The 23,463-nt window shown below is 61.8% G+C and carries 20 protein-coding genes and 1 riboswitch; of the genes, 16 read left to right on the forward strand and 4 right to left on the reverse strand.

Features of this window, described 5'->3' with window-relative positions:
• Window positions 1–647 precede the first annotated feature (647 nt).
• From CO664_RS13170 to CO664_RS13225, 11 genes are all read left to right on the forward strand, one after another.
• Window positions 648–938 carry an exopolysaccharide production repressor protein gene (locus CO664_RS13170; RefSeq protein WP_097539007.1) on the forward strand — a complete coding sequence of 97 codons (291 nt, stop codon included), beginning with the start codon at window positions 648–650 and terminating at the stop codon, window positions 936–938.
• 219 nt (window positions 939–1,157) lie between these two features.
• The gene (locus CO664_RS13175) at window positions 1,158–2,183 is read left to right on the forward strand and encodes a glycosyltransferase family 2 protein (protein WP_097539008.1); all 1,026 of its coding nucleotides are present in this window, start codon (window positions 1,158–1,160) and stop codon (window positions 2,181–2,183) included.
• A gap of 437 nt (window positions 2,184–2,620) precedes the next feature.
• Window positions 2,621–3,106, forward strand: coding sequence for a thermonuclease family protein (locus tag CO664_RS13180; RefSeq protein WP_234820267.1), 486 nt, complete (start codon window positions 2,621–2,623; stop codon window positions 3,104–3,106).
• A gap of 38 nt (window positions 3,107–3,144) precedes the next feature.
• Window positions 3,145–3,402 (forward strand): hypothetical protein, encoded by a 258-nt coding sequence (locus tag CO664_RS13185; protein WP_097525888.1) that lies wholly within the window; start codon window positions 3,145–3,147, stop codon window positions 3,400–3,402.
• Window positions 3,403–4,187: 785 nt separating this feature from the next.
• A complete protein-coding gene (locus tag CO664_RS13195; RefSeq protein ID WP_097539010.1) occupies window positions 4,188–4,976 on the forward strand; it encodes a glycoside hydrolase family 16 protein in 789 nt (262 codons plus the stop codon).
• A 109-nt stretch (window positions 4,977–5,085) separates the two neighbouring features.
• On the forward strand, window positions 5,086–6,297 hold the full coding sequence (locus CO664_RS13200; RefSeq protein WP_097539011.1) for a glycosyl transferase family 1: 1,212 nt from the start codon (window positions 5,086–5,088) through the stop codon (window positions 6,295–6,297).
• On the forward strand, window positions 6,294–7,289 hold the full coding sequence (locus tag CO664_RS13205) for a glycosyltransferase family 2 protein (RefSeq protein WP_097539012.1): 996 nt from the start codon (window positions 6,294–6,296) through the stop codon (window positions 7,287–7,289). Before CO664_RS13200 ends, CO664_RS13205 begins: the two co-directional genes overlap by 4 nt.
• Window positions 7,286–8,212 (forward strand): glycosyltransferase family 2 protein, encoded by a 927-nt coding sequence (locus tag CO664_RS13210; RefSeq protein WP_037419377.1) that lies wholly within the window; start codon window positions 7,286–7,288, stop codon window positions 8,210–8,212. Before CO664_RS13205 ends, CO664_RS13210 begins: the two co-directional genes overlap by 4 nt.
• Window positions 8,209–9,255, forward strand: coding sequence for a glycosyltransferase family 2 protein (locus tag CO664_RS13215; protein ID WP_097539013.1), 1,047 nt, complete (start codon window positions 8,209–8,211; stop codon window positions 9,253–9,255). The genes CO664_RS13210 and CO664_RS13215 overlap by 4 nt, the downstream gene beginning before the upstream one ends.
• 4 nt (window positions 9,256–9,259) lie before the next feature.
• Window positions 9,260–10,165: a UTP--glucose-1-phosphate uridylyltransferase gene (locus tag CO664_RS13220; RefSeq protein WP_097525884.1), complete on the forward strand. Its 906-nt coding sequence runs from the start codon at window positions 9,260–9,262 to the stop codon at window positions 10,163–10,165.
• Window positions 10,166–10,300: 135 nt separating this feature from the next.
• Window positions 10,301–12,664 (forward strand): polysaccharide biosynthesis tyrosine autokinase, encoded by a 2,364-nt coding sequence (locus CO664_RS13225; protein ID WP_097525883.1) that lies wholly within the window; start codon window positions 10,301–10,303, stop codon window positions 12,662–12,664.
• A 105-nt stretch (window positions 12,665–12,769) separates the two neighbouring features.
• On the opposite strand, the gene thiD is transcribed toward CO664_RS13225, so the two are convergent.
• On the reverse strand, window positions 12,770–13,570 hold the full coding sequence (thiD, locus tag CO664_RS13230; protein WP_097539199.1) for a bifunctional hydroxymethylpyrimidine kinase/phosphomethylpyrimidine kinase: 801 nt from the start codon (window positions 13,568–13,570) through the stop codon (window positions 12,770–12,772).
• A 76-nt stretch (window positions 13,571–13,646) separates the two neighbouring features.
• Window positions 13,647–13,749, reverse strand: a riboswitch (TPP riboswitch).
• Window positions 13,750–13,966: 217 nt separating this feature from the next.
• Here thiD and CO664_RS13235 point away from each other — a divergent pair.
• Entirely contained in the window at window positions 13,967–14,626 is a 660-nt protein-coding gene (locus tag CO664_RS13235; RefSeq protein WP_097539014.1) for a peroxiredoxin, read from the forward strand.
• A gap of 79 nt (window positions 14,627–14,705) precedes the next feature.
• Here the strand turns inward: CO664_RS13235 and CO664_RS13240 are convergent, their stop codons facing one another.
• Window positions 14,706–15,713, reverse strand: a complete 1,008-nt coding sequence (locus tag CO664_RS13240) for a serine hydrolase (protein WP_097525882.1) — start codon at window positions 15,711–15,713, stop codon at window positions 14,706–14,708.
• An 854-nt stretch (window positions 15,714–16,567) separates the two neighbouring features.
• On the opposite strand from CO664_RS13240, the gene CO664_RS13250 reads away from it, so the two are divergent.
• Window positions 16,568–17,545, forward strand: coding sequence for an AraC family transcriptional regulator (locus CO664_RS13250; RefSeq protein WP_234820251.1), 978 nt, complete (start codon window positions 16,568–16,570; stop codon window positions 17,543–17,545).
• Window positions 17,546–17,799: 254 nt separating this feature from the next.
• Here the strand turns inward: CO664_RS13250 and CO664_RS13255 are convergent, their stop codons facing one another.
• Both CO664_RS13255 and CO664_RS13260 read right to left on the reverse strand, forming a co-directional pair.
• The gene (locus CO664_RS13255) at window positions 17,800–18,576 is read right to left on the reverse strand and encodes a response regulator transcription factor (RefSeq protein ID WP_037419359.1); all 777 of its coding nucleotides are present in this window, start codon (window positions 18,574–18,576) and stop codon (window positions 17,800–17,802) included.
• Window positions 18,577–19,213: 637 nt separating this feature from the next.
• Window positions 19,214–19,993, reverse strand: coding sequence for a response regulator transcription factor (locus CO664_RS13260; RefSeq protein WP_097539016.1), 780 nt, complete (start codon window positions 19,991–19,993; stop codon window positions 19,214–19,216).
• 937 nt (window positions 19,994–20,930) lie between these two features.
• Here CO664_RS13260 and CO664_RS13265 point away from each other — a divergent pair.
• The 3 genes from CO664_RS13265 (at window position 20,931) to CO664_RS13275 (ending at window position 23,428) form a co-directional block, all read left to right on the forward strand.
• Complete coding sequence (locus CO664_RS13265) at window positions 20,931–21,647, forward strand: response regulator transcription factor (protein WP_234820268.1); 717 nt, start codon at window positions 20,931–20,933, stop codon at window positions 21,645–21,647.
• Between the two features lie 415 nt (window positions 21,648–22,062).
• Window positions 22,063–23,037, forward strand: a complete 975-nt coding sequence (locus tag CO664_RS13270) for an AraC family transcriptional regulator (RefSeq protein ID WP_097539017.1) — start codon at window positions 22,063–22,065, stop codon at window positions 23,035–23,037.
• Window positions 23,038–23,212: 175 nt separating this feature from the next.
• The gene (locus tag CO664_RS13275) at window positions 23,213–23,428 is read left to right on the forward strand and encodes a hypothetical protein (protein WP_097525876.1); all 216 of its coding nucleotides are present in this window, start codon (window positions 23,213–23,215) and stop codon (window positions 23,426–23,428) included.
• Window positions 23,429–23,463 lie beyond the last annotated feature (35 nt).

Raw genomic sequence — 23,463 nt, forward strand, 5'->3', positions numbered from 1 at the left:
TGTTTAGCGGGCGTGCCGGTCAGAGACTATTACGAGATTTTAAGTATACGGTTTGGAGTTCACCGCTAAAATAGTTGCGTTCGTCATCTCGCACTTCAAACATCGGCGCGCGTTCATTATTTGCGATGGCTAAAGTATTGTATTTGACGCAGCAATTTTTCACTAGCGGCTACCACGGCTCTCCGGCGGGAAGATTTTAAAAGTCGGACTTTTGAGGGTAATTTTGCATCGCATCATTTTGTTGCGCTGCACATATTCTCAAGCCGAGGCCCTGTTGCCTGTAACAAAAGTTGATCGGAAAAAACGGCTGCTTCAGCGGCAAAAGTCGCAACAAACAGAACGAGTTCGCCTTTCCCCCTGTGAATTTAGGGGCCGTTCCAGCGAGTCAGCTTGACCCCGCACTTCGCGGAAAAATAATCCCCCAAATCCGTCGAACCTATCGGTGATTGTACCGTTTAACCGGCGGACCCATTCGAATTGCTGAGTCTACCTAAAGATGACGGAAAGCTTTTCCCGTTACGGACTGTAGCGACAAAGTTGCATTTTGCAGGTTGAAGAGAAAAGCGACCGCTAATATAGTGGTAAACAGGAGCGAGGGCGGGAGTGCAATGACGGTTCCACGAGCAAATCGGAAAGCGGGGTAGGCAATGTTCGCACCACGCTTCGTCATGAGCATGTTCGGCGCGCTGGCGGCGTTTGCCATCGCCACCTACTTTCTGACCGGTTCGCTCGCCTCGACGGCCATACAGACGATGCTCTGTGCCGTTCTGATACAGGTCGGATACTTTCTCGCCGTGCTTTTCCTGGTGTGGAAGGAAGCGCGCGAGCGCCGAAAGTTATCCCCCGGCAAGCTGCCGGCCGATGCGACGAATGACGAAAAGCAGGCGAACAAGGTTCCGCTGCGCCGACTGAACCGTCCCGGTCACTTCAATTCCTGACCGCTTTCTCGGCCCTTCGCAGCTGCGAAAAAATCTTGCTCTTTGACGCGCTTGCGACACGATCGCCATGCATGGTCCTGCGTACCCGCTCCAGGGCCCCACCTGCCCTCCCCGGTGCAGAGGGACCTGTAGCGCGTCGTACGCCCTCGAATCGGTGACTCGAAGGCAACGAGCAGGAGCCGCGAAACTAGACCCATCCGATGACCGCTGGAGGCCCTTATGACCGCAGCCGCGCCGACGAATGTCTGCATTATCATTGCCGCCAAGAACGCCGCCGAAACGATTGCCCGGGCTATCGACTCGGCGCTCGCAGAGCCGGAAGTCGCAGAAGTCGTCGTCGTCGACGACGGCTCGACCGATGAGACCGCAGCCGTGGCGTGCGCCGCCGACGACGGCTCCGGACGTTTGAACGTGGTCCGCTTCGAAGAGAACCGCGGGCCTGCCGCGGCTCGCAACCATGCGATTGCCGTTTCGAAATCCCCGTTCGTGGGTATATTGGACGCGGACGACTTCTTCTTCCCGGGGCGGATGCGCCAATTGCTCGCTCAGGACGGCTGGGATTTCATCGCCGACAATATCGCCTTCATCGACGCCGCGCGAGCGATGGGTGCTGCGCGCAGGATCGACCGCTTCGCGCCCAGCCCTCGCCTGATCGATTTCGTCGGCTTCGTCGAAGGCAATATTTCGCGCCGGGGTGTCCGGCGGGGCGAAATCGGTTTCCTGAAGCCATTGATGCGGCGCTCGTTCCTGGATCAATTCGACCTTCGCTACAACGAGACCCTGCGCCTCGGCGAGGATTTCGACCTCTATGCCAGGGCGCTAGCGCTCGGGGCGCGCTACAAGATCATCCATAGCTGCGGCTATGCGGCGGTGGTTCGCGGCGACTCCTTGAGCGGCAGCCACCGGACGATCGACTTGCGACGTCTCTATGAGGCCGATCGCGCCATCCTCGCCGAGGCCCGTCTGAGCACCGAATCTGCCGCGGCGCTGCGGCGGCACGAGCACCATATTCGCGGCCGCTACGAGTTGCGGCATTTCCTCGACCTCAAGCGCAACGAAGGAATCGCGGCCGCATTTGCCTATGCGCTGACGCACCCCGGCGCCCTCCCGGCGATCGTCCGGGGAATCGCTGCCGACAAAACCGAACACCTGCGGCGCTCCCGGACGCCCGCACCGGTGGCGCTCGGCGGATCCGGCGATGTCCGCTACCTGCTCGAGGCCTTTGCGCTGGAGCGAGCGGAATAAACCAAAGCCCTCTGCCAGGCGGCCCGCCGACCCAGAGGGCCCTGTTGTATCATGGAAGCCAGCAGGAACGCTTTTCCCCGCGCAGCGTTACCCCGACATGGTCAACAACTACCGGGATAGCGAAATGAAAGGCATCGTTCTCTGGCTGATGGGTGTTCCCCTGATCGTCATCGTCCTGCTCTATATGTTCGTTTTTTGATCGCAAGCCTTGCGAGGCTGTGACGACTGCTGAAGGGGCTGGCGCCCCTTCAATGTCGAAAGCGCAGTATCCACCGATCTCGAACTGGTTCCCCTAGTTTTTCAGGGATGCGAACCGCGAGCCGCTTGCGCTAGATTCAGCACCACAACAGGGGCTGGATGGACGCATGATCGGCAGTCGGATCGCCGCAACAACCCTCGCCGAGCCGCGCGCCCGTTCGGCGTCGCCGTCCCCTCCAATGCGGATGATTCCCATCGTGCTTGTCCTGCTGGCCGCGCCGGACGCGGCCGCGGCGGCTGGCCCGGTCGGCGGCGACGCCTCCGTGGTTGATGGCGATACGATCGAAATTGCGGGCGAGCGCATCCAGCTTTACGGAGTGGATGCACCCGAGGATTGGCAGTTCTGCCTCGACGAGACGGGGGCAGACTATCACTGCGGCAAGGAAGCGGCGCTGGCCCTCAAGGCGTTTTTGTCGGCATCCCGCCCCACCCGCTGCACATTCGCCGGCCGTGACCGCTACGGCCGCTATATCGGCGCATGCTTCCGAGCGGACGGCAAGGACGTCAACCGGTGGCTGGTTGAATCCGGCCACGCCGTCAGCCGTGAAGAAAATCACGACAAAGGACTGTACGCCGCCGCACAGGAAATGGCACGATCACTTGGAGCCGGCATGTGGAGCGGGCAAGCCAGGGCAGAAGCCTCCAGCCACGTGGCGGAAGAGTAAGCCGAGGGGTTTCCTCGGCAGGTGTCAAGTGAGAGTCGATGATCGTCGAGTTTTGGATATTCTGCGCCATCGCGACCGCGGTCGTCGCTGCGGTTAGGGGCGGACATAGTCTTCTTTGGTTGATAATCGGCTGCGTACTGGGCCCCGTCGGCCCGGTGGTGGCGATCCTGAAGCCTTCGCTGAAATCGAATGAGCCGATCGTCGCGGCCGAGCGTCAGGCCGAACTTGACGACATGAAGAGGCCGCTCCGGGGGAACGAGCGCGATACCATCTCGGCCAAGCCCAGGGACGATTAGTCCGTTCGCCTCAATTGCTGCATGTAATCGAGAGCGGCTCCCCTCATCGCGAAAAACCCGCCGATTGCGCGGCGGGCTTGCTTTGGTACTGAAAGCACTAAAGTATAGACACACTATTGTCTGGGGGGCCGCAATTTTCCAGTAACATTTTAGGGGTCGTCTGACATTGCAGGCCGCCGGCGGAACGGCGCCGGCCTCCGGCTCAACCGATCGAGATGCGAATCGGTTAGCCCGGCGCCGCAGCAACCCCCGGGGGTAAATCCCGCCTCATCCTTGCCGCATTTCCACTCGGCAATTGCCCCAAGCGCGGGATGGAGCCAAAAAAATTACGTCTCTCGTGCAAAATTCACAGCCGCACCGCACAACTCGCGATTGCCCCCAAATTTTGCAGGGCACAGTTTTCTCAACATGCGGGGAAACAGGGATTTAACCCGGATGACCCTCTTGAGCCGATGTCGACCCGCTCGCGAAAACTTCGCCGCTTGGATGCGCTGCAGCATAGCCTCGTTCGATTTTCTGCTGCACTGCCATATTTTCTCTTTGCAAATGCCCTAGTTTGTCGCCGTGAGCTTAAGTCTGCTTCGTTAAAACGGCGCCACGAGGCGCCGCCCGATAGGAGTGACCGATATCGTGAGTATGGGCGCTTATGTCTCGACGCAGATTGACCTCGCGCGCGTTGCGCTGCTCCGGGGTGCTGCGCTTGCGCGCCCTTCCCACAACCCTCAGTCGAGCCTCGCCCGGGCTCCCATGCCCCCACGCGACTCCGCAGCAAAGGCAGCAAGACAATGAAATCCGATCGCTACGGGCGCCTGTTGTGCCTCGCCCTTATCACCCCGCTCGCCTGCAATGTGAGCAGTGCCACAGCGCAGGACGGTGCCAAAGGCACGTCGTTCATCGATGACTTCGACAAGCTGGACAAAAAGGTCTGGTACGTCTCGGATGGCTGGGACAACGGCGCGCACCAGAACTGCACCTGGTCCAAGAAGCAGGTGAAGATCGTCAATGGAGTTCTCGAACTGGGTTTCGAAGAACGCAAGGAAGGCAAGCGTAATTTCGCCTGCGGCGAAATCCAGACGCGCAAGCGCTTCGGCTACGGCACCTACGAGGCAAGGATCAAGGCGGCGGACGGTTCCGGGCTGAACTCGGCCTTCTTCACCTATATCGGCCCGACCGATAAGAAGCCGCATGACGAGATCGATTTCGAGGTGCTCGGCAAGAACACCGCGAAGGTGCAGATCAACCAATATGTGGCGGCCAAAGGTGGCAACGAATTTCTGGCCGATGTGCCGGGCGGCGCCAACCAGGGCTTCAACGACTATGCCTTCGTCTGGGAGAAGGACCGGCTGCGCTACTACATCAACGGCGAGCTCGTTCATGAAGTCACCGATCCCGCCAAAATCCCGGCGAACGCCCAGAAGATTTTCTTCAGCCTGTGGGGAACGGACACGCTCAGCGATTGGATGGGCACCTTCTCCTACAAGGAGCCGACAAAGCTCCAGGTCGATCGGGTCGCCTTCACGGCCCCCGGCGACAAGTGCCAATTCCCCGAGTCGGTCGCCTGCCGACTGGACTGACCGCAATCTGAGCAACTGACCATTTTATGAGCAATTGCAACAACTTGTTGCGGTGCACAAAAAACTGAACTAAGCTCGGCCCGGGCTGAGCAGGGAAACGGATGTTTTCATGCTGCAGATACTCTATTTGGCACAGGATCTTGCCGACCCCGCGGTGCGGCGAAGAACGCTGACACTGGTCGCCGGCGGTGCCCATGTCACGCTGGCGGGCTTCCGCCGCGGCGGCAACCCGCTTGCAACCGTGAGCGGCGTCGAGCCGATCGAACTCGGAACGACGGCGGACGGGCGCTTCGCCCAGCGGCTCGGCGCCGTCGCCGCCGCCTGCCTGTCGCTGAAGGGCAGGCTCGGCCATCTTCGCAAGCCCGACCTCATCATCGCCCGCAATCTCGAAATGCTCGCCGTCGCCAAACGCGCCGTGACGCTCTTCGGCGGCGACGTTCCGATTGTCTATGAGTGCCTCGACATTCACCGGCTGATGCTGCGCAGGGACATGGTGGGGCGGGCGCTCCGCGCCGCCGAGGCCCGGCTCGGCCGAGACGCCCGCTCGCTGATCACCAGTTCGCCGGCCTTCATCGAGCACTACTTCCGCCCCCTTTCGGGCCTCGAGGCGCCGCCGATGCTGCTCGAGAACAAGGTGCTTGAAATCGATGGGAGCACGCTGCCGGCGGGCGTCCCAGCCCAATATCCCCAGCCCGGTGCGCCCTGGAGGATCGGCTGGTTCGGAGCGCTTCGCTGCCGCAAGTCGCTCCACCTCCTCGCCGAATTTTCCCGCAGGATGGAAGGCCGCTTCGAAGTCGTTCTGCGCGGCAGGCCCGCCTATTCGGAATTCAGGGATTTTGACGGCTTCGTGCAGAACGAGCCGTTCATGCGGTTCGACGGCCCCTATCGAAACCCCGAGGACCTCGCCGAGATCTACGGCGCCGTCCACTTCACCTGGGCGATCGATTTCTTCGAGGAGGGCCAGAACTCCAACTGGCTACTGCCCAACCGGCTCTATGAAGGATGCCGCCACACCCGCGTTCCGATTGCGATGAAGGGTACGGAGACGGCCCGCTTTCTCGCCGTGCGCGGGATCGGCCTCGTCATTGAGGAAGCCGATGCCGACGCCCTCGCCGCGCTCCTGGGCTCGATGACGGCGGACACGTTTTCCGAAGCCGCCGACCGGATCGGCCGGTGTCATCCCGCCACCTGGGTGTTCGACCGCGCGGATTGCGAGACGCTCGTGCGGCGGCTGGCAACGCTCACCCACGACGCAACGCAAACGATCATTCCGGCCGCTGCCCTTGCGGAAGCCCGTCACAACGAAAGTGGATTGCTATGACTGCGGAGAGCCCGGCGTCGACGTCGACCCTCATCGTCATCCCCTGCCTCAATGAGGCGCTGCATATCGAAGCGCTTGTCGCAAAGCTGCGTCCGTCGCTTGGCGTCCTCAACGCGAAGATCGTCATTGCCGACGGCGGCAGTGACGACGGCACGCGCGAGATCGCGCGCCGCCTCTCCGAAGAAGACCCGCGCGTCCTCTTCCTCGACAATCCGAAGCGAATCCAAAGCGCCGCCATCAACCGCGCCGTCGCCGAACTCGGTTCGGGCTTCGACTACCTGATCCGCATCGACGCGCATGCGAGTTACCCGGACGATTATTGCGAGCGACTCGTCGAGGAAGCGCTCGCAACCGAAGCCGACTCTGTCGTGGTCGCCATGCAGACCGAGGGTTTCGGCACCTTCCAGAAGGCGACGGCCTATGCCCAGAACTCCAAGCTCGGCAATGGCGGCTCCAAGCACCGGACCGGTGCGGCCGGCCATTGGGCCGAGCACGGCCATCACGCCCTGATGCGCATTGCCGCCTTCACCGATGTCGGTGGCTATGACGAGACCTTCAGCCACAATGAAGATGCCGAACTGGATTTTCGCTTGGGCAAAGCCGGCTATCGCATCTGGATGACCGACAGGACCAGCATGGTCTACTATCCGCGCAATCGGATCGTGCCGCTGTTCAAGCAGTATTTCGGCTATGGCCGCGGCCGCGCCAAGAACATCCTCAAGCACCGCGCGATGCCCGGGCTCCGGCAGATGCTGCCGCTTGGCGTCGCGCCCGTCGCCTTCGGCGCACTTCTTGCCATCATCAACTGGGCGGCGATCATCCCCTTCGGCGTCTGGGCAGCGGCGTGCCTCGGCTATGGCGTCTGGATGGCGGTCGGCCAGCGCAACCCCTACGGGCCGCTGGCGGCGCTCTCGGCCATGGTCATGCATCTCGCCTGGTCCGCCGGCTTCTGGCGCGAACTCCTCGATTTCCGGCGTCGGGTGGAGCAATGAGCGCGGCCCTTCATATCGACATCGGCGTCTGCACGTTCCGTCGGCCCGAACTCGCCGCGACGCTTCGGTCGCTTGCGGCGGTGACGCTGCCCGCGAGGGCGACGCTTCGCGTCATCGTCGCCGACAATGATTCCACGCCGAGCGCCCGGGCGCTCGTTGAGAGACTGCGGCCGGAAATGCCGTTCGAGGTCACCTATCTCCATTGCCCGGCATCGAACATCTCGATCGCCCGCAACGCCTGCCTCGACAACAGCACCGGCGACCTGCTCGCCTTCATCGACGATGACGAGACCGCCTCGAGCGACTGGCTGGTCAGCCTGCTGGAAGAGGCGCAGGCGAGCGGCGCGGACGCTGTCCTCGGCCCGGTCCGGGCCCACTACGCCCCGTCGGCGCCCGCCTGGATGCGCAAGGGCGACTTCCACTCCACTTTGCCGGTGTGGGTGAAGGGCGAAATCCGCACGGGCTATACCTGCAATGCGCTGCTCCGGATCAGGGCCCCGTCGCTCCATGGCCGCCGCTTCAAGCTCGCGCTCGGCCGCAGCGGAGGCGAGGACACGGATTTCTTCACTGGCATGCACCAGGCAGGAGGAACGATCGCCTTTGCTCAGGAGGCCTGGGTGCATGAGCCGGTGCCGGAAGGCCGGGCCTCGTTTGCTTGGCTCGCCAAACGGCGCTTCCGCTCCGGCCAGACCCACGGACGGCTGCTGACGGAAAAGGCGCGCGGTGCGGGCCAGCCGCTGAACCTTGCGCTCGCCGCCTCCAAGGCCGCCTTTTGCGGATGCGCCGCGGTTCTCTTTCTGCCGTTAGCCGTCCGGCGAAATCGCTATGCGCTGCGCGCCGTGCTGCATGCCGGCGTGATCAGCGGCCTTCTCGGTCACAAGGAGCTCGAGCAGTATGGAGCCGCCGAGGTGACCTCCCGATGACCGCGCCCGTCAACCCTCCCATGCACACAACCGTGAACGAATCCACGCCGGACGTCACCTTTGTCATCGCCGCCTATAATGCCGCCGACACGATCACCCGTGCGGTTGGTAGCGCCCTCGCTCAGGAAGGCGTCGCGGTCGAAGCGATCGTCGTCGACGATTGCTCCTCGGATGACACAGTTGCTCTTGTCACCGCGATCGACGACCCGAGGGTCCGGCTCGTTTCGCTTGAGCAAAATCGCGGCCCGGGCGGGGCCCGCAATGCCGGCTTCGCGGCGGCGCGCGGCCGCTGGATCGCTGTTCTCGATTCGGACGACACGGTACGCCCGGCAAGACTGGCGCGGATGATTGCGCGCGCCGAAGCGACAGGCGCGCAGTTGGTCGTCGACAATCTCGACGTGCTGTCGCTCGACGGAAGCAATGTCCGGATGTTCGACGATGCCGACCTCGATGCATTGCAGGTACTGACGCTGCCGGCCTTCATCGAATCGAACGTGATTTTCCGCTCCGAGCACAACTTCGGCTACATGAAGCCGTTGTTCGAGCGCCGCTTCCTCGCCGATCATGGCCTGGCCTTCGACGAGTCGCTGAGGATCGGCGAGGATTACATCCTGCTCGCATCCGCGCTTGCATGCGGCGGGCGTTGCGCGGTGGAGCCCTCGGCCGGTTATACCTATCACATCCGCGAAGGCTCGATCTCGCGCGTTTTGAAACTCGAGCACATCGATGCGATGATGGCGGCAGACGAGGCATTCCTGCAGCGATATGCGCTTGACCCGCTATCGCGAAGGATGCAGCGCAAGCGTGCGCGCGGCTTCCGCCAGGCGCGCTCGTTTCTTCTGCTCGTCGAGTACCTGAAAAAGAGATCGTTGGCTGGCGCGCTGAAGACAGCGCTCGCCGACCCGCTAGCGCTTCGGCATCTCCGGATGCCGATCGCCGCGCGATTGCGCCGCCTGGCGGCGCGGGCGCCGCAACCCGCCCCGATCCCGGTGGCGGCTGAACGATCCCCGCTGGGCAATGATCCTCACACAAGCAAAGGATAACAAAATGGACCGCATCAGGACCGTCAGGAAAGCAGTGATCCCCGTTGCCGGGAACGGAACGAGGTTCCTTCCCGCGACAAAGGCCGTGCCGAAGGAAATGTTGACGATCGTCGACCGCCCGGTCGTCCAGTACGCCGTCGACGAGGCGCGCCAGGCCGGCATCGAGCACATCGTCTTCGTCACCAGCCGCAACAAGCAGGTGATCGAGGATCATTTCGACGACACGCCGGAACTCATCTCGTCGCTGACGCGCTCCGGCAAGAATGCGCAGATCTCCGAGCTCGAAGCTATGCTGCCGAAGGCCGGCTCCGTCAGCTTCACGCGCCAGCAGGCGCCGCTCGGCCTCGGCCACGCCGTCTGGTGCGCACGCGACCTGATCGGTGACGAGCCGTTCGCACTGCTGTTGCCGGACATGGTCTCCTTCGGCGCACGCGGCTGCATGGCAGGCCTCATGGATCTCTACCGCGAGGTCGGCGGCAATGTCGTCGCCGTCGAGCAATGCGCCCCCGAAGAGGCCTCGAAATACGGCATCGTCGGCAAGGGCGATACGGTGCGCCACGGTTTCTCGGTCACCGAGATGATCGAAAAGCCGCCGGCGGGGCGGGCGCCGTCCAACTACTATCTGAACGGCCGCTATATCCTGCAGCCGGAGATCTTCTCCATTCTCGCGCACCAGTCACGCGGGGCCGGCAACGAGATCCAGCTGACCGACGGCATGCTGAAGCTTTCAGCAGACCAGTCCTTCCATGCCCATCCCTATGAGGGCCGGACCTTCGACTGCGGTTCGAAGCAGGGCTTCATCGAAGCCAATGTCGCCTTCGCGCTTGCCCGCGCCGACATCGGCGACGTCGTGTTCGAATCCGTCCGCGAGATCGTCCTGTCTCACGAAAGCCGCATCCGCGCGGCATAAGCCCAAGCTCCCGGCGGCCGCGCGAGGCCGCCGGGAGCAGAGCGTCGCGTGTCCTGCAGGACGCGGAGAAATCGCTGCAGCGCTTTGAAATACTGCATGTTTTTAAGGAAGCAGGCAGGAGGACCGGAGAAAAAGATGAACAGAACGGCCCCCATGAAACAGAGAAGTGTACCCTTGAGCATCGTGCCCCGCGAGGAACAATCGGACGGCTTTATCGATCTCGACCGTCTGCTGGCCGTCGTCGTCCGCCGGGCAAGGCTCGTTGCAGCGTTCGTGGTGCTCTTCATCCTGCTCGGGGCCGCCTATCTGCTGTTCGCGACCCCCTATTACACCTCGCTGACGCAGATCCTCCTCGACGACAACCTGTCGAAATATGCCGAGGAAGAACCGGTGCCGACCAACAGCCAGATGCTCGACACGCAGATCGCCAGCGCGGTCGAGATCCTAAAGTCCGGGGAGCTGGCGCTGCGGGTGGTCGACAAGCTCAACCTTTCGGAGAACGATACCATCGTCAATCCGCCCCGTTCGCCGGCCGCCGTCGTCAAGGACTGGCTGAAGACGGCGACCGGCCTGTTCTCGGGCGGGCCGGGCGTTTCGGAGGAAGCGGCGCGCAATGGCCGCCGGCTGAAAGCCTCGGCAATCTTGCAGCAGTCGCTCTATGTCGAACGCGTCGGCCGCAGTTCGGTGATTGCGCTTTCCTTCCGATCGAGCGATCAGCAGCTTGCCGCCGGTGTCGTCAGGACCTATGCTGAAGCCTATCTGACCGACCAGCTGAACGCCAATTTCGAAGCGACGGAACGGGCTTCGGTCTGGCTGCAGGAGCGGCTTGACGATCTCAGGCAGCGCTCGCAGGCGGCCGCCCTCGAGGTCGAGCAGTTCCGCAGCGAGAACGGCCTGACCGCGGCGCGCGGCGAACTGATGTCCGAACAGCAGCTCGCCGATCTCAACAGTCAGCTGATCGTCGCGCAGGCGGATACGGCCAGTGCCTCGGCGCGCTACGAACAGTTCAAGTCGATCATCGACCAGGGGCCGGAGGCCGCCGTCAACAATGCCACCATATCCCCCAAGGAGGGTGACAATTCGGTGATCCGGGACCTGCGCACCCGCTATCTCGGCATCGGCAAGCGGGAGCAGGAGGTGGCGCAGAATTTCGGCGAGGACCATCCGCAGGCGGTTTCGCTTCGGGCCGAGAAGGAGGACATCGGCCGGCAGATCTATCAGGAACTGCAGCAGCTGACGGCAAGCTACAAGAACGAGTTCGAAGTCGCCCGCTCGCGCGAGGCCTCGCTGCGCAAGAGCATCGAGGGGATCGCCGGCAAGAATTCCGACGCCAGCAAGTCGCTGGTGCAGTTGCGCGTCCTCGAGCAGAAGGCCGCGGCGCTGAAGACGCTCTACGAATCCTATCTCGGCCGCTACGAACAGGCAACGCAGCAACAGTCCTTCCCGATCGCCAAGGCGCGCGTCATTTCCGAAGCCGGCGTCCCGACGGCGCCGTCGAGCCCGAAGAAGACCATGACCTTGGCGCTTTCGGCCGTGCTCGGCCTGATGTTCGGCGGCGCCTATGCCGCATTCCTCGAATTCCGCGAAAGAACCTTCCGGCTTGAAGGCGAGGTGCGCTCCATGCTCGGCCACCGATCGCTCGGCTACGTTCCGCTGATCGGCTCGCGGACGAAGAAAACAACGCAGCTCGTGCGTGCCCGTTTCGGATCGGACCGACAACCACACGACCCTTCGGAGGGCGCCACGCCATTCCAACGCCTTTCGCGGATCGTGCTCGATGCGCCGCGCTCCGCCTTCGCGGAGACATTCCGGAATGCCAAGCTCGCCTGCGACCATATGCTGCCCGGAAACGAGAGCCGCGTCATCGCGATCGTCTCGGCCCTTCCGGACGAGGGCAAGTCGATCGTCGCGGCCAATTTCGCGGCGCTGCTGGCCTCGAGCGGCAAGCGGACACTGTTGATCGATGCCGACATCCGCAAGCCCGGTCTCACCCAGATGATCACGCCGGCTCCGCGCACGGGGCTGGTCGAGACGCTGACGGGAGAAGCGACCTGGCCCGCCGGCATCAAGGTGGATCAGCGTACAAAGCTCGCGATCCTGCCGGCCGGCGGCGGAGCGTCGGATCGCAGGCATCAGAGCAACGAACTGCTCGCCTCCCAGGCGATGGCGGGGCTCATCGAGAATGCCCGCAATTCCTTCGACTACGTCGTCGTCGATCTCGCCGCGCTTGCTCCCGTGGTCGACGCGAAGGCCTTCACGCCGCTCGCGGACGGCGTCCTCTTCGTGGTAGAATGGGGCCGCACGCCCTCGAGGCTCGTTCGGGACCTCTTGAATTCCGAGCCGCAGATCGATGCAAAGGTCCTGGGCGTGATCCTCAACAAGACCGACATGGACGAACTCGAGAAATACAGCGACTTCGGCGGTGCGGAGAAATATCGGCACCGCTACGGCAAGTACTATATCGAGGAAGGCGTCACGAGCCGGCACACGGCCGCCTGACCGCGAACTCCTGCGCGGTGCTATAGGCGGCCCTGAATGGGTTCGCCTATAGCTGCTGCAATTGCCGGTGGGCGTGGCGGCAATCCCGCCTAATATGAATCCGCCTCAGCGCCCCCACCATTCGTGGAAATGGTGGACCGGTCCCCGGCCCCCTCCGACCTTCAGCCGGTCGGCGGCGGAAATCGCCGCGTGCAGATAGGCCTTCGCGGCGCCCACCGCCTCGGCGAGCGGCTGTCCCTTGGCAAGACCGGCGGCGATGGCGGCCGAAAGCGTGCAGCCGGTCCCGTGATCGTTGCGTGTTTCGATGCGCCGCGCCGGGAAGCGGACGAGCCGATCGCCGTCGAAGAAGAGGTCGGTCGCGTCGCTGCCTCTCCGATGCCCTCCCTTGATCAACACCGAGCGGGCGCCCGACGTCATGAGGGCCTCGGCCTGGCGGGTCATCTCGGCGTCGTCCTCTGCAACCGGGCGGCCGGTGAGAAGTGCCGCCTCCGGCAGATTGGGTGTGACGACGATGGCCAAGGGTAGAAGCTCATGCGTGAGCGCGGCCATCGCATCCGGCTGCAACAACGGATCGCCGGAGGTTGCGACCATGACCGGGTCGACAACCGCGCGCCTCTCGAAGCGGCGCAAGCCTTCGGCGATGGCGATGATCGTTTCCCGGCGCGAGACCATACCGATCTTGATCGACTTCACGTCGAGATCGGAAAAAAGCGCGTCTATCTGCGCTGCGACAATCTCCGGCGAGACGTCCTCGACGGCGGTGACGCCCTTCGTATTCTGCGCGGTAATCGCCGTCACGACGCTGGCGCCGTAGACGCCGAGGGCCGAAAAAGTCTTGATATCCGCCTGGATACCGGCCCCGCCGCCCGAATCCGATCCGGCAATGGTGAGCGCGATCGGCGGCACGGGCGCATGAGGCTGCATTGGTCGATCTCCTGGTGAAAAAATCACGGAGACCCAGGTGAAGGCGAAGACGTGGCGGAGGGTAGCCTCTTTCCGTTCCTACGCCGGCATGACCCGGATCAGGTTCAAGGGTCCGGCTCACCGCCGTCTCAGCGCCGCTCGGCGCTCCCCTCGGAATGCCGACATTCTATGCGGCAAGCATGCGGCAGTGTCAACGCTGCCACCTGCGAGCGACTGCTTGCGGACCCGCCATCTGCCGATGGAAGATTTTTCTCTGAAGCGGCAGAAACACGCTGCAGACGTTTCTCTTGCGCGTCGCGACGGCGCGTTTCGTCCTCGAAAACTCCGTTGATTGCGCTATTCTTGGGCCCATTCCCGTCGACCCGAAAGGAGCAAGCCATGAGCCTCCGCATCAACGACACCGCCCCCGATTTCACCGCCGAGACGACACAAGGCACCGTCAATTTCCATGAATGGATCGGCGAGGGCTGGGCGGTGCTCTTCTCGCATCCGAAGAATTTCACGCCCGTCTGCACCACCGAACTCGGCGCCATGGCCGGGATCGAAGGCGAGTTTCGCAAGCGCGGCGTCAAGATCATCGGCATTTCGGTCGATCCCGTCGACAGCCACGCCAAGTGGAAGAACGACATCAAGGTCGCGACCGGCTTCGACGTCGAATATCCGCTGATCGGCGACCGGGATCTGAAGGTGGCCAAGCTCTACGACATGCTGCCCGCCGGCGTCGGCGACACGTCCGAGGGCCGCACGCCCGCCGACAACGCCACCGTGCGCTCGGTCTATGTCATCGGACCCGACAAGAAGATCAAGCTGATCCTCACCTATCCGATGACCACCGGCCGCAACTTCAACGAGATCCTGCGCGCCATCGATTCCATCCAGCTCACCGCCAAGCATCAGGTCGCAACGCCGGCAAACTGGAAGCAGGGCGAAGATGTCATCATCACGGCCGCAGTATCGAACGAGGACGCCATCCAGCGCTTCGGCTCCTTCGACACCGTTCTTCCCTATCTCAGGAAGACGAAGCAGCCGACGGCATGAGGCCCTGGGCAGCGCGTAACGACCAACAGCCGCGAAGGGCTCCGTTTAGCCTTTCGCGGCTTCGATAGTCCTCCCCAACTCAATCCGCTTTCACTGCGCTGACGATTTCCGCCAGGACGCGATGCAACGCGTCGCGGTAGCCGTTGCGCGCCGACGGGCCGCTCTCCTCGGAGGTCATGACCACGGTGAGCTTCAGCGCCGGGACGATGTAGAGCATCTGGCCGCCATAGCCCCAGGCGAAATGGACCGTCTCGCCGCCGATCCGGCGGGTGAACCAGCCATAGCCATAGGCGTCGCCGGAGAAATAGGAGTTCGTGTGGGGCTGCCACGAAAGATCGATCCAGTCCGCCGGAACGATCTGCCGTCCGTCGGACGCCCGGCCGCCCTTGCGGTATAGTTCTCCGAAGGCAAGCAACGATCTTGCGCTCATCGCCATCTGATTACCGCCGAGATAAATGCCCTGGGGATCGCGTTCCCAGGCACCGATCCTGAAACCCTGAAGCGGACCGAGCCAATCGCGCGCGAGCGCGAGCGTCGACTTGCCGCCGGCCTTGGTGAGGATCGCCGAAAGCAGGTGCGTCGAGGCTGTCGAATAGAGCATCCGGCCGCCAGGCTCGTCGGCGAAAGGCTGCGAGAGCGCGAAGCGAACCCAATTGCGGCTCGATACCCAACGGCCGTAATTCGGCCCCGACAGCCGGCCAAGTCCGGCCTGCATGGAAAGCAGGTTGCCGATGGTGATATCATTGATCCGCGGATCCGCCGGCGAGGGCAGATCCTCCTTCAGCAGCGGTGCGATCTTCTGTTCAGGACCGTCCAGGAGGCCCTTGTCGATCGCGATCCCGACCAGGGCCGATATGATCGACTTCGACGCGGACTTGATATTGGTCGATTCGCCCGGAGAGTGGCCGCGATAGCCCTGCTCGGCGATTGTCTCACCGTCACGCGCGACTATGACGGTCTTCAGCGGCTTCAGCTCTTCCCGATCGGCAAGCCCCTTCACCAGATCGGGAACGGCAGGAGACTCCGCGGCTGCGCTGGAGGCAAGCGGCAGCAAGAGCAATAGAACGACGGCCAGAGATCTGATCATCGGCTCGACCTAGGGCGAACGGGCGCCGAAGTCATTACCTTCACCTAAAACTCACGACGAAGTGAATCCGTGCTCCGTCTCCCGCACCGGTCGTGGCAGTATTAAGGACGATCCATGACAAACCGGCGGATGAGCTACGGCACGTGGAAATTTCGATGCGGCCTAAGCCTCGTCGAACTTCTCGTGGCCTGACCCAGGATCCAGTATCCCGACGCCTTGATCCAGCGCGGCGGATAACCCCGCTCTTCGAGCATCTCTTAACATCCTGGGAAGAGAGAACTCCCCCGTCCGATCTAGAACTTCCGATCTCAAGGGCGGCTGAAGATTACCGCGAATTAACTGTTCCCTGCGGAAGCGAGGACGGTAGGATTCCAGTCTTAGGAGCAGCATCGAACTTCAGGGGACTCTGCCACTTCGCGCGGCACTCCGCACAACATTTGAGCAGCAGTAGGAGGCGGCGGCGTCACTCGAAGGGAAGGAATCGGAAATTTCAATCTTCCTACTTGTAAGCCGCCGTCTTGTTGCATAAGCGCGCGCTAACAAAACCGGGAGGAGACGTCAGCGACTTTGCGTGGCTCGCACGCCTTGGCCCGTCTATTCGATCAAGTCGCTCGCGGGACTGCGGCGGGTGTCAGAGCAATGGACCCATAAGGTGCTAAAGCCCGTCGCGTTCAAACGTATTCACGCGGCGCGCTTTAGGTCTTTGTTTTTGTGCATGTCGTCATCCCAAAACCGCTGCACAGTTTTGGGCGACATGCATTAGAAACGCGGCCGGGCGCAACGGGAGGATGCGCCGGGTCGAGATGTCTTGATTTCTCATCGGGAAACTGACGATGCAAGGGCAAAGGCAGGGAATGAAACTCTCATATCTGGGCAGCGACGCCGAAGAGCTGTCCGAAGTTCTGACGCGCTGCATCGGGCCTGTCCGGGTGCAAAGGCCGCTGAAAACGGACCTCTCCTACAGCTATGAGTTCGCCGCCGCCGGACGGGTCGCCTTCAGCCGCGTGATTTCGCGGGGCACTCTTAGCATCGGACAGAAGGACGAGGTGCCTAAGCTGCTGATATTGCTTCCCCTGCACGGCTCCGCCTGCGTGAAGATAGGACGGAGCGAGAATCTGATTTCCAAGCCGGGCGAAGCTGCGATCCTCGACGGCAACAGACTGTCGGAACTGCAGATCGAGGGAAGCCGCAGCCACCTTTCCTTCGTCATAGACCAGGAAGATATTTTCCAGCGCCTCCGTGGCTCCCTGGAACGGCCGGTCTACGGCTCGCTCGACTTCACCCCCCAACTCGACCTCGCAGCCGGGGCGGGCCAGATCATCTTCAGGCTGTCGCAGATCATGGCCACCTGCCTCGGCGCGGACGGCGGGATGCGTGATATGCCCGAAACGCTTTCCCATCTCTCAGGAAGCATCGTCAACCTGCTTGTCGATACGGTGCCGCATCGGTTCTCCACCGCCTTGAATCAGGGCGAGTGGCTGCCGTCACCGAGGCACGTCAAGCGTGCAGTCGATTTCATGCACGCCAATCTCGACAGGCCGATGTCGATGACCGAGATCGCGGAGGCGGCCGGTATCGGCGTTCGGTCCCTGCAGGAGGGCTTCAAGTGCTTCAAGGGCACGACGCCGATCAGCTACCTCGCCCAGCTTCGCCTGCAAGCGGTCCATCGGGATCTCTTGAAAGCCGGCCAAAGGGTTTCAGTGGCGAAAATCGCCCGCAAATGGGGCTTCAGGCATATGGGTCGCTTCGCGACCGAATACCGCAAATGCTACGGGTGCCCGCCTTCGGAATCGCGAAGGGGTCGGCCCCTTCACTTGGATTCGGGTGATTGAAAAATGCGCGGCGGCGCCGCACGGGCCACGACCGACTGCTGATGAGACAGAAAAACGCAGCCGCCAGACGCCGCCCAATACGCCACCGTCACGTACTGTGTTTAGGCGAGCGGCGCTTCCAGTTACTGCATTTTTCTACCGTCGAATCCGCGACGGCTCAGGGAAACATGCGGCAACGTCACCGCTCCACGGGCATAACGCAACAGGCATGGACCGGCTCGTGCGAGCCGATCCCCCTGTACAGGTCGGGACGATCAATGATAGCCCGCCTCGCCGGTAAAGAGATCATTCAGCTTGTATGCCACCTCGGTCCGGTTCGTCGCCTTCAGCTTCTTCATGATGTTGCGGATATGGACCTTCACGGTACTTTCGCGAAGGTTGAGCTCATAGGCGATAATCTTGTTCGCCTTGCCCTTGCGAAGCGCCTGGACGACCTCCGCTTGCCGAAGCGTGAACATGCCGGCCAGCGGCGGCGCCTCCGGCCTTTGGTTTTCGATCAAATGCCGGACCGCGAGGACGCTGCTCGCCGGCAGGAAGATTCCGCCCGCTATCGCCAATCCGATCGCTTCGATGCAGACCTCCACGCCAACGGAGGTAGGGATATATCCCCGTGCGCCGCATTCGAGCACCCGCAGGATCTGGGAGAGGTCGTCGATATCGGAGAGGACGACGATCGGCACCGGCCGGAACTCGGAGGCGAGTTTGGCGATTTCGGCGGCGACGTCGGCAACCTTGCGCGCGCCGATATTGAGGAGAACGGCCCCGATCGGCGGGCATTTGCTCTGCTTCGCCCTCCATTCATCGATGGAACCGAAGGCACCGACTTCCATGCCGAGCCCATGGGTGGTTAAGGTCCTCGCCAAGCATTCACGATCCAAAGCGCGGCTGTCGAGCAGAAGCAGGCAGCGTTTGTCGACCCCCTCCGCCTGCTGCATTTCCCCATCTCTCGCAAGCTGGGCGAGGCTGTTTGCACCGAGAGTCTCCTGCGCAAACGCCGGCATTTTCTCAAATCTCGAAATCAAGGTAGCCATTGCAAAATCCCCTTAAAAAAGATCTCTATAGATACAAGCGCCACAACCCCGAAGGTCCTGACCCGTAAAAGTTTCTGGAAATACTCAAAATACCACTTTCGAACTAATACTATCGGCGTCGCTCTTCAGGAGAAAAACTTAAACTCGACACTGCATCATCAAAAATAAACACGTAATACACAATAGTCTAGTAGAGCATCACCGAAAAAGGAAGAGAGCCCGCTAGAAGGCCGCGCCGTCGCCCACATATGGGCGATAATGATCTGCGGCTCTGTTGCCCGTCTCCTTCCGCCCGGTGGCGGCTGACGGGGTCGGGTTTTTTCCGAGCGGATGACAAGCTTTCTCCTTTCCCGAATGAGCAGCGCCACAAGCCCAGGCTCCGCCCCCTACAGCGCCGTCTTATCAGACGCTGCATGTCTTTAAGGAGACATGCAGTAAGGCGAAGCATCGGATTAGGTGACGCCTGATCGCATTTGACAATTGCAGAAAAAGAGGGGATGGCTACCGCCTTAGACGGCTCACCGGTCTCCCCCATCCGCCTTTCGCAGTATTCACGGCGCAATTGGAAGCGGCAAGCGGCCGATGATGCGACCGCAGCGGACCGGCTTTCCGGCAGGCCCAGCCCTGCCGGAGGCGCTCAGGTCGTGGAGCGGAACTCCTTCAGCGCCGATGACTTCCGGTCCTGAAAGCTGCGATAACGAGCCGCCGCCTCGGTCCGGTTGTGAGCGCCCAGCTTGGTGATGATATTGTGCAGGTGGATTTTCACAGTATGTTCCGACAGGCGGATTTCAGCCGCGATGAGCTTGTTCTGCAGCCCGCGGGAAACCATCTCGAGAATCTGCAGTTCGCGGGCGGTCAGGTCGGCAACTCCCTCGACCTCGCTGCGCGCGTTCGTGGCGATCCCATTGTCGGACGGCAAGTGGTGAGCGCCTTTGCTGGCCTGGAAGATCAGTTCCGGCGGAAAATAGGCGCCGCCGCAGAGCATCAGCCGGATCACCGACAGCCATACGTCAAGTCTGACGTTCATGGGCAGCATGCCCCGGACGAGGGGCGACCTCAGAAGGTCGGCGAAGGACGTATTCTGGCCCTGTCTATGCGGTTCAATGACCGCCGTGAGGGCTTGAGGGTGCAGGTGCAAGAGTCGGGTAGCGGCTCCCTCGAGTGCCCTCATCAGGCCGATGTCGACAAGAATCAAGGCGACTGGATACAGGAAGGACCGGCATGCGGCATTGACGTCGTCGACCTGGTCGACGAGCACCCATGGAAATTCGCGTTCCATCGCCTCGATTAGCCGCTCCGAAACGCTTCCGACGCTCGATACGATCAGAATGACGCGGCGGGGCTCTGCCCGCCGTTTACCCTCCGCAAAGCCTGGGGCTCCAACTCTACCCTGATCAGCCACGTTCCGTAACGCCATACCCCTCACCCGCTCCATCGATCGGCAACTGCTGGTCGATCGAACCTGCGCAATTCACGTCGCTTACGCGAACTCTAGCTGAGGGCGCACCCAGTAGCGACGAAGCAAAAAGTGTGACCTATCCATTGAAAGTTTACTGGTCGGCGAAGCTTTGCCCTGCCCTGCTTCATCCAAATGAACGAGAGCAGTACCGCGACAGCATCCATCTAGTGAAGCCTTGAGAGCCCTCTGCGCGCGCTAGGGCGCAGCCGCATGACGAGGGCGCCAGCAAGCGTCGAAGCTAAGTGAGATCGCAGACGTTGATCCCCATTGTTCCGTTCCGTCCTGCACCGATATATTTGCTGAGGAATTGGCAACACTCGCGAAGTCCTGGGATGTCGTCCAAGACCAGTGATGTATCGCTCGACGGACCCCAAGGATTGACCTCAGATCGATCTCGCAACGGAATAAGTCCGGAAGTGCCTTTCTCTAGCAGCTGCGGTTGCTCATGCACCGATCGCCACGGCATTTGGAACGCGAACTAGGTCAATTAAAAGAAGGGTTTGAGGATAGAGAAAGCTGCGCCAAAAGGCGTATGTTCTTTCCTCGCCATATGCTTCAAGTGTACACATTTTTCTGCACTGTTCAGACGCGAACAAATGACAGAGACTACGATAACGATATTGCCGATATATTTTTGATATTATCTCGCACTTTTTCAGAATCCTCAGATTCTTATAGTAATTATTATTGTTTCGAGGCAAATGTGGTTAACGAAGTAAGCGCGTTTCGCAATAGCCCAGAAAACAGCTCCCTCGACCCCAACGAAAGTTTGACGAGCGGCGGAGGGGAACCGGCCGTGAGCTCTTCCGGCCCGATCGACCGCGGGGAGGCCCAGGCCAACGCTGCTCCCGACGACGCCGGTGAAACACCGCACGAGACGGAAACGGAAGCGCGCCTGCCGCAAGAGCGGCACCTTGTGGTCATCGACGGGCGGGTGCTCTGGCGCGACAGCCTTGCACGAAACATCGCCGCCGACCATCCCGGCAAGCCCATCCTCACATTCGAGTCCTCCGCCGAATGGAGACGGCAACGCGAGGAAACTGCGCCGCCGTCGGCCATCCTCTTGAACATCGCCGACAAGAAGATTGATGATCCGGCTATCGAACAGGACATCACGGCACTCGCATCAGAGGTCGCCCCGGTTCCGGTGATCGTCCTGTCCGACAGGGACGACCTGACCCAGATCGTAAAAGCGCTGAGATGTGGCGCAAAAGGCTATATTCCTTCCTCGGTAAGCGTCGATGTCTGCATCGAGGCTATCTCGCTTTCCCTGGCTGGCGGCATCTTCGTTCCCGCAAGCAGCGTGTTCGCGATGCGCCACCTGTTCGAAACGGAGGGCGCCGCCGAGCGACCGTTGGCCGGTCTGTTCACCGACCGCCAGGCGGAGGTGGTGGAGGCCCTGCGGCGTGGGAAGGCAAACAAGGTCATCGCCTACGAGCTCAACCTGCGGGAAAGCACGGTCAAGGTCTACGTCCGCAACATCATGAAGAAGATCAAGGCGGCCAACAGGACCGAGGTCGCCTACAAGATCAACGACCTGTTTCCGGATCACCCCTCACAGGAACCACGTGTGACGAGCGCGGACGATCGCGGCTCCGACAAGCGCGAATGAGGCGACATCGCTTCTGCCGTCCTGCGATAAGGCCAAGGGTAGAGTGTTGTTGCAGTCAGGCAGAAATCACCCGACCTTCGGCGCCGAATCGACGCGGCAAGCACGTGGCGCAGAGCAAGTTCGATCGCAGGTAGATCGCCTTGCCGACCTCATGAAACGCAATATCCATAGCGCGCAACTTCTGTCCGTATGACGCCGAGATGTCTTGGCCGCGCGATATTTTTGTGGAGCTTTAGTCCGTCCGGAAGGACGAATAGCGCCGTGCGATTCTTCATTCGCGAGAATGGGATGGCGGGATAGCTTCGCACACCCCGGGAAGCGGAAAACAGGTGGCGCCGGCAGCTGCAGCCGGCGGCCTCTATTTTCGCTTTGCCTGTGGCCAGACCCGCCTCCGCTTGGGGAAGGTAACAGCGAAGTGGACAGGATCTCTATTGCAGCCACGTCATTTCGCGGCGTCGATCCGGATGAACTTGCAGCCGTCCTGTCCACGCCTGCTTCTCCAATCAAAGTCAACAGGCTGAGTGGTGAAGCACTTTCGTTTGACTGCGAGTTCTATTCCACCGGGGTTATATCCTTCGGCAGCTGCGCCTATGAAGGCGAAATGGAATGCAGGCGGCAGGCGCCGAGCGACAAGCTGCTGATCTTCCTGCCGACACGAGGAGCTGCCCTGTTCGAGCCCGGCGGCAGGGAAATCTGGTCGCGGCCGGGACAGGGAACGATCGTCGATGGAGCGCGCAGTGAAGGCGTTCGGCTATATGGCCCGCGCCGGCACCTCACCTTGTTCATCGACCAGCGCAAGATTGCCAATCACCTGATCAGCATTCTGGAGCGGACCATCAGCGGCAATATCGAGTTCTACCCGCATATGGATCTCAGCGCCGGGCCGGGGCTGGCTTTGGCACAACTTGTCGAAACCACCTGCGAGGGGCTGCGGGGCGATGCCCCTTTGCGGCAATCGCCGCTGGCTCTCGCGTCGCTCGGCGATGCGGTGACCCATCTCATACTGGAAGCCGTTCCGCATCGCTACTCGGACCAGCTTGCCAGTACGGCGCCGCTGCCGGCGCCGAGGCATGTGAAATGGGCGATCGATTTCATGCATGCCCATATCGCGGAGCCGATTACCCTGGCGGATATCGCCGCGGCGGCGAAGGTCAGCGTCCGCACGCTGCAGCAGGGATTCCGGCAGTTCCGCATGACCACCCCCATGGCCTATCTGCACGAAATGCGGCTGACCGCCGCCCACCAGGATCTCATCAACACCCATGAGACCCATAGCGTCGCCGATATCGCCTTGAAATGGGGCTTCACCCATCTTGGCCGCTTCGCAGCCGACTACAAGAAGCGCTTCGGCGTCCTGCCTTCGCAAACGATGCGAGGCGGAAAGCGCTGAGGGCAGGCGGCAAAGGCAGGGCCGGCTCTGACGCAACGCCGCTACCATCCTGTCGAGCCGCAGGAGAGCCGCCCGACAACAGCCTGTTACCATGGGAACGCCGAATTACGGCAGAGCTGTCGATAAAAGGAGCGGCGCAACTGGACGCGCCAGCATCCGAACGAAGAACCTGCCGATGACGCCTAAACGTTTTGCCGAATGTCTCGCCAGTTTGCGATGGACGACGATCGACCTGACATCCGCACTCCAATGCCAGCTCGCCTGGATCGAGGCGATGGAAAGCGGACAGGCCGAAATCCCGGAAGACCTGGCCTGCTGGCTGGAAAGCCTTGCGAAATTCCATGAGGCGGCGGGCATTCCAATCCGCTATCGCGACCTTGCGCAGTTTTGACGGGATGTCTGCGGCTTCCGTCCGGTCCGCCAGGT

Origin of the sequence: Sinorhizobium sp. NG07B (assembly GCF_002532005.1) — a bacterium.
Lineage (GTDB): Bacteria > Pseudomonadota > Alphaproteobacteria > Rhizobiales > Rhizobiaceae > Sinorhizobium > Sinorhizobium fredii_C.

Coding starts and splice junctions, on each gene's coding strand:
- CO664_RS13170 (WP_097539007.1), top strand. CDS start 648: ATGTTCGCACCACGCTTCGTCATGAGCATGTTCGGCGCGCTGGCGGCG.
- CO664_RS13175 (WP_097539008.1), top strand. CDS start 1,158: ATGACCGCAGCCGCGCCGACGAATGTCTGCATTATCATTGCCGCCAAG.
- CO664_RS13180 (WP_234820267.1), top strand. CDS start 2,621: ATGCGGATGATTCCCATCGTGCTTGTCCTGCTGGCCGCGCCGGACGCG.
- CO664_RS13185 (WP_097525888.1), top strand. CDS start 3,145: ATGATCGTCGAGTTTTGGATATTCTGCGCCATCGCGACCGCGGTCGTC.
- CO664_RS13195 (WP_097539010.1), top strand. CDS start 4,188: ATGAAATCCGATCGCTACGGGCGCCTGTTGTGCCTCGCCCTTATCACC.
- CO664_RS13200 (WP_097539011.1), top strand. CDS start 5,086: ATGCTGCAGATACTCTATTTGGCACAGGATCTTGCCGACCCCGCGGTG.
- CO664_RS13205 (WP_097539012.1), top strand. CDS start 6,294: ATGACTGCGGAGAGCCCGGCGTCGACGTCGACCCTCATCGTCATCCCC.
- CO664_RS13210 (WP_037419377.1), top strand. CDS start 7,286: ATGAGCGCGGCCCTTCATATCGACATCGGCGTCTGCACGTTCCGTCGG.
- CO664_RS13215 (WP_097539013.1), top strand. CDS start 8,209: ATGACCGCGCCCGTCAACCCTCCCATGCACACAACCGTGAACGAATCC.
- CO664_RS13220 (WP_097525884.1), top strand. CDS start 9,260: ATGGACCGCATCAGGACCGTCAGGAAAGCAGTGATCCCCGTTGCCGGG.
- CO664_RS13225 (WP_097525883.1), top strand. CDS start 10,301: ATGAACAGAACGGCCCCCATGAAACAGAGAAGTGTACCCTTGAGCATC.
- CO664_RS13235 (WP_097539014.1), top strand. CDS start 13,967: ATGAGCCTCCGCATCAACGACACCGCCCCCGATTTCACCGCCGAGACG.
- CO664_RS13240 (WP_097525882.1), bottom strand. CDS start 15,713: ATGATCAGATCTCTGGCCGTCGTTCTATTGCTCTTGCTGCCGCTTGCC.
- CO664_RS13250 (WP_234820251.1), top strand. CDS start 16,568: ATGAAACTCTCATATCTGGGCAGCGACGCCGAAGAGCTGTCCGAAGTT.
- CO664_RS13255 (WP_037419359.1), bottom strand. CDS start 18,576: ATGGCTACCTTGATTTCGAGATTTGAGAAAATGCCGGCGTTTGCGCAG.
- CO664_RS13260 (WP_097539016.1), bottom strand. CDS start 19,993: ATGGCGTTACGGAACGTGGCTGATCAGGGTAGAGTTGGAGCCCCAGGC.
- CO664_RS13275 (WP_097525876.1), top strand. CDS start 23,213: ATGACGCCTAAACGTTTTGCCGAATGTCTCGCCAGTTTGCGATGGACG.